The organism is Streptomyces sp. ISL-66 (assembly GCF_018614135.1).
In the GTDB taxonomy this organism is placed as follows: domain Bacteria; phylum Actinomycetota; class Actinomycetes; order Streptomycetales; family Streptomycetaceae; genus Streptomyces.
The window spans coordinates 1-4,956 of the sequence record NZ_JAGGOW010000174.1; the positions used below are offsets into that span (position 1 = coordinate 1).

A 4,956-nucleotide genomic window follows, 5' to 3' on the forward strand; every position below is an offset into this window, starting at 1 on the left:
CCGGATTAACCAACAGCATCCGGACGGCCGGACCGGGGCCTTGCGGGAGCGGTCAGGCGCGGTGGAGGCGGATCGTGAGGATCTGGAACGGGCGGAGGGTGAGGGCGACCGTGCCGTCCGGGGACGGGGCTGCCACGGCGGCGCCTTCCAGGGGGCGTTCCAGGAGGTCGCTCTCGACCGCCGCCGCCAGCGGGAAGCCCGCCGACAGCGTGGCGTTCGCGCGGCCGCCGCGGGATTCGTAGAGGCGGACGACGACGTCGCCGCCGCGGTCCTCGGCGAGTTTGACCGATTCCACGACCACCGCGTCGTTGTCCACGGCCACCAGCGGGGCCACCGGACCCGCGCCGCGGAGCACCCGCTCGGGCAGGTTCAGCGCGTGGCCCTCGCGGACCGCGTCGGCGATGGCCGCGCCCGGGGCGAGCGAGAAGCGCAGGGTGTGCGCGCCCTGGTCGGTCTCCGGGTCGGGGTAGCGCGGGGCCCGCAGCAGGGAGAGTCGGACCGTGGTCGTCTGCCCGCCGTCGGGCCGCATGTCGCGGGTCACGTCGTGCCCGTACGTGGAGTCGTTGAGGACGGCGACGCCCCAGCCCGGCTCTTCCACGTGGATCCAGCGGTGGGCGCAGATCTCGAACTTGGCCGCCTCCCAGGAGGTGTTGGTGTGGGTGGCCCGGTACACGTGCCCGAACTGCGTCTCCGAGGCGGACCGTTCGGCCTTGACGTCGAGCGGGAAGGCCGCCTTCAGGAACTTCTCCGTCTCGTGCCAGTCCACTTCCGCGCCGATGTCCACCGTCTTGGCGCCGGCCCGCAGCGTGACCGACTGGACGACCGAGGAGGAGCCGAACGAGCGGGTCACCCGTACGGTGGCCGACGAGGCCCCGCTCCGCGTGACCTCCAGCGCGTCCAGGTCCACCAGGTCGGTGACCTTGTTGCGGTAGAACGCGTCGATGTCCCAGGCGTCCCACATGTTCGGGAAGTCGGGGTGGATCTGGAGCAGGTTGGCGACAGCCCCCGGCGCGATCGACTCCCGGCCGGCCTCCAGGTCGTACGCGGACACGATCAGGCCGCGGCCGTCGATCTCCACGCACAGGAGCCCGTTGGCGAGGACCCGTCCGCCGCCGCGCCGTTCCTCCACCGTGACGGGCTGCCCGGCGGTCACCGGCCGGGCCGCCCCGCCGGCCGGGACTCCGCGCCGGGCGTGCGGGGCGCAGTTGAAGACGAGCTCCTCCTCGCCCCGGCCCGCCAGCGCGCTCTGCGCCGCGAGGGTGATCCCGAGCAGCTCCTCCCGCACCTTCCCGTAGGTCTCGCGCGCCTCGCGGTGCACCCAGGCGATGGAGGATCCGGGGAGGATGTCGTGGAACTGGTGGAGCAGCACCGTCTTCCAGATCCGCTCCAGGTCCTCGTACGGGTACGCGAACGCGGGGACCCGCACCGCGGCCGTGGAGGCCCACAGTTCCGCCTCGCGCAGCAGTGATTCGCTGCGCCGGTTGCCCTGCTTGGTCTTGGCCTGGGAGGTGTAGGTGCCGCGGTGCAGCTCCAGGTAGAGCTCCCCGGCCCACACCGGTGCGTCGCCGTACTCGGCGTGCGCCTTCTCGAAGAACGCGTCGGGGCGCTCGATCTCCACGCGCGGCGAGCCTTCGAGGTCCCGCTGCCGCCTGGCCCGGGCCAGTTGCTCGCGCGTCGGGCCACCACCGCCGTCGCCCCACCCGAAGGGTGCCAGCGAGCGCGAACCCCGGCCCTTCTCCTGGTAGTTGCGGGCCGCGTGCGCCAGCTGGGCGCCTCCCAGATCGGAGTTGTAGGTGTCGACGGGCGGGAAGTGCGTGAAGACGCGGCTACCGTCGATGCCCTCCCACCAAAACGTGTGGTGGGGGAACTTGTTGACCTGCGACCAGCAGATCTTCTGGGTCAGGAACCACGTGGAGCCGGACAGTTTGACGAGCTGCGGCATCGCCGCGGTGTAGCCGAAGGAGTCGGGCAGCCAGACGTTCTTGGTCTCGATGCCGAACTCGTCGAGGAAGAACTTCTTGCCGTACAGGAACTGGCGGGCCATGGCCTCGCCGCCGACCATGTTGGTGTCGGACTCCACCCACATGCCGCCGACCGGCACGAACTGCCCGTCCGCGATCTTCTTCTTGACCCGCTCGAAGAGCTCGGGCCGGTAGGTCTTGATCCAGTCGAGCTGCTGCGCCTGCGACATCGCGAAGACGAACTCGGGGTGTTCGTCCATCAGGCCCAGCATGTTGGACGCCGTACGCGCGACCTTGCGCACGGTCTCGCGCAGCGGCCACAGCCACGCGGAGTCGATGTGGGCGTGGCCGATCGCGCTGATCCGGTGCGCGGAGGCGTTGGCGGGGGCGGCGAGCGCCCCGGCGAGCTCGGCGCGGGCCGCGGCCGCCGTGCCGGGCACGTCGCACAGGTCCACCGCGTCGAGGGCGGAGTCGACGGCGCGCAGGATCTCGTAGCGCCGGGCGTCGCCCTCGTCGAGCTGCGTCATGAGCTCGTAGAGGACTTCGAGGTCCTGGACGAGCTCCCAGACCTCGGTCTCGAAGACGGCGAGGTCCATCCGGGCGAGCCGGTAGAGGGGCTGGTCGCCACTGGTCTGCCGGTCGCCCTCGTACGTGGCCGAGTGGTCGACCAGGACCGGGTTCGAGGCGGCCTCGACGTACCACTCGATCCGCTCGCCGCCTGCCGCGGCGTCGGCGACGCGCACCCAGTCGTTGTACGGGTTGAGCGCCTTGACCTCGGTGCCGTCGGCCCGGTGGACGAGGCCCTCGCACTGGAAGCCGGGCATCATGCGGTCGAAGCCGAGGTCGAGGACGGCCTCCACCGTACGGCCGGCCCAGTCGGCGGGGACCGCGCCGGTGAGCCTGAACCAGGTGGTGCCCCAGGCCGGACCCCAGGGGTCGCCGATGGCGCAGGGTTCGTACGGCGCCGCCAGACCTTCGGCGACGGGGACGGGCTCGCCGGGGGCCTCCCATCGCTCGACGGCCAGCGGGACCGAGCGCGAGTGGACGGCGGGCTTGATGCGCTCCTTGAGGACGCGGCGGAGGCGGTGTTCGGTGATGCTGCGGTCGTCGTGCATGACGGCTGCTCCAGGTGGGATGCGAGCGAATCGTGCGGTGGGCGCGGCCGGATCAGGGCCGGGTCAGGGGCTGGATCAGAGGCCGGGGCAGAGGCCGGGTCAGAGGTCGGATCAGGAGCCGGGTCAGGTCTTGACGGCTCCCTCGCCGACGCCCTTGAAGAAGAAGCGCTGGAGGGCGAAGAAGAGGAGCATCATCGGGATCAGCGCGGCCATCGCGCCCGCGGCGATGATCCGCTGGTCGCTGACGGTCGTGGCGCCGGCCAGGGTCTTCAGGCCGAGCTGGAGGGTGTAGTGATCGCTGTTGGTCAGCACCAGCAGGGGCCAGAGGAAGTCGTCCCAGGCGCCCATGAAGCTGGTGATGCAGACGACGGCCAGGGCTCCCTTGGCGGCGGGCAGGAAGACCCGGGTGAAGCGGGTCCACTCGCCCGCGCCGTCGATGACCGCCGCCTCCTCGACCTCCCGGGGTACGGCGAGGAAGGCCGACCGCATGATCATGATGTTGAGGACGGAGACCGCGCCGGGCAGCCAGACGCCGATGAGGGTGTCGACCAGGCCCAGCTCGCGGACCGTGAGGAACATCGAGATCATCACGGACTCGAAGGGGAACATCAGCGTCGCCACCAGCACGGTGAAGACGGCCTTGCGGCCCTTCCAGGCGGCGCGGGAGAGGGCGTAGCCGCCCATGGCCGCGAACAGCACGTTCGAGGCGATGGCGAGGGCCGCCACCGTCAGGGTGTTGCCGACGTACTGGAACAGCGGGAACGATTCGGCGACCCGGACGTAGTTGCCGAGAGTGGGCTGCGAGGGCAGCACCCCGTCGTACACGTTCTCGGTGCGGCCGCGGATCGAGGTCAGGAACTGCCAGACGATCGGCCCGAGGGTGATCACGAGCATCATGAGGAGCGTGGCGTACCGGCCGGCGAGGCCGATCCAGTACCGCCGGGCGTCGGCTCCGACGCGCTTGCCCGCCTTGCTCCCTACGCTCGCCTTGTTCCCCGGGGAATTGAGGGTGCTCACCTTTCGTCTCCCTTCGACAGCCGGCGGCCCAGCAGGCTGAAGACCAGGGTCAGGAGGAACAACAGGATGGAGATGGCGGCCGCGTAGCCGNNCCGGGCGCCGCCGCCGGGCCCGCCGCTCTCGCCGCCCAGGATGTAGATCTCGGTGAAGACGCGCAGAGCGGAGATGGCGGAGAGGGTGCCGACGAGCAGCATCATCGGCTTCACCTGGGGGACGGTGATGCTGAAGAAGCGGCGGACGGGGCCGGCCCCGTCGAGCGCGGCGGCCTCGTACAGCGTGGTGGAGACGTTCCCGAGGGCCGCCAGGTAGAAGACCATGTAGTAGCCGAGGCCCTTCCACACGGTCACGATCATCGCGGAGACCAGCAGCATGCCGCTGTCGGTCAGGAACGGGATCGGCTCGGAGATGATGCTGAGCTTCCGGAACAGCGTGTTGACCAGGCCGTCGCTGCGCAGCACCCACTGCCAGATGAGGCCGACGACCACGGCCGAGGCGATCACGGGGGTGTAGAACGCCGACCGGAAGAAGCCGATGCCGGGGACCTTCGTCTGCACGAGGACCGCCAGGGCCAGCGGCAGGAACACCAGGCACGGGACGACGACCACGAGGTACAGCACGCTGTTGCCGGTGGCGGTCCAGAAATCGGGATCGGCGAACGCGCGGGTGTAGTTGTCGAAGCCGACGAACCCGCCGCCGCGCAGGATCTGCGCGTCGGTGAAGGAGAGGATCACGGTGTTGACGAACGGCCAGAGGCTGAACATCGTCACCATCACCAGGCCCGGCGCGAGGAAGAGGTACGGGGTCCACCACTTGCGGTGGCGCAGTCCCGTCTCGGCCTCCATGGCCGCCCTGGCCGCCCTGGC

Annotated in this window: 3 protein-coding genes; all 3 read right to left on the bottom strand. The window is 70.5% G+C overall.

What is annotated here, in order from left to right; all coding sequences use genetic code 11:
- Positions 1–52 precede the first annotated feature (52 nt).
- Positions 53–3,076 carry a glycoside hydrolase family 38 C-terminal domain-containing protein gene (locus J7E97_RS30140; RefSeq protein ID WP_215033899.1) on the bottom strand — a complete coding sequence of 1,008 codons (3,024 nt, stop codon included), beginning with the start codon at positions 3,074–3,076 and terminating at the stop codon, positions 53–55.
- Between the two features lie 123 nt (positions 3,077–3,199).
- Positions 3,200–4,093, bottom strand: coding sequence for a carbohydrate ABC transporter permease (locus tag J7E97_RS36890; RefSeq protein WP_308346851.1), 894 nt, complete (start codon positions 4,091–4,093; stop codon positions 3,200–3,202).
- On the bottom strand, positions 4,090–4,956 hold an 867-nt coding region (locus J7E97_RS30150), incomplete at its 5' end, for a carbohydrate ABC transporter permease (protein ID WP_374224281.1). The genes J7E97_RS36890 and J7E97_RS30150, both read right to left, overlap by 4 nt.

Excerpts from the sequence above, each read along its gene's own strand:
- J7E97_RS30140 (WP_215033899.1), bottom strand. The coding sequence starts at position 3,076 with ATGCACGACGACCGCAGCATCACCGAACACCGCCTCCGCCGCGTCCTC.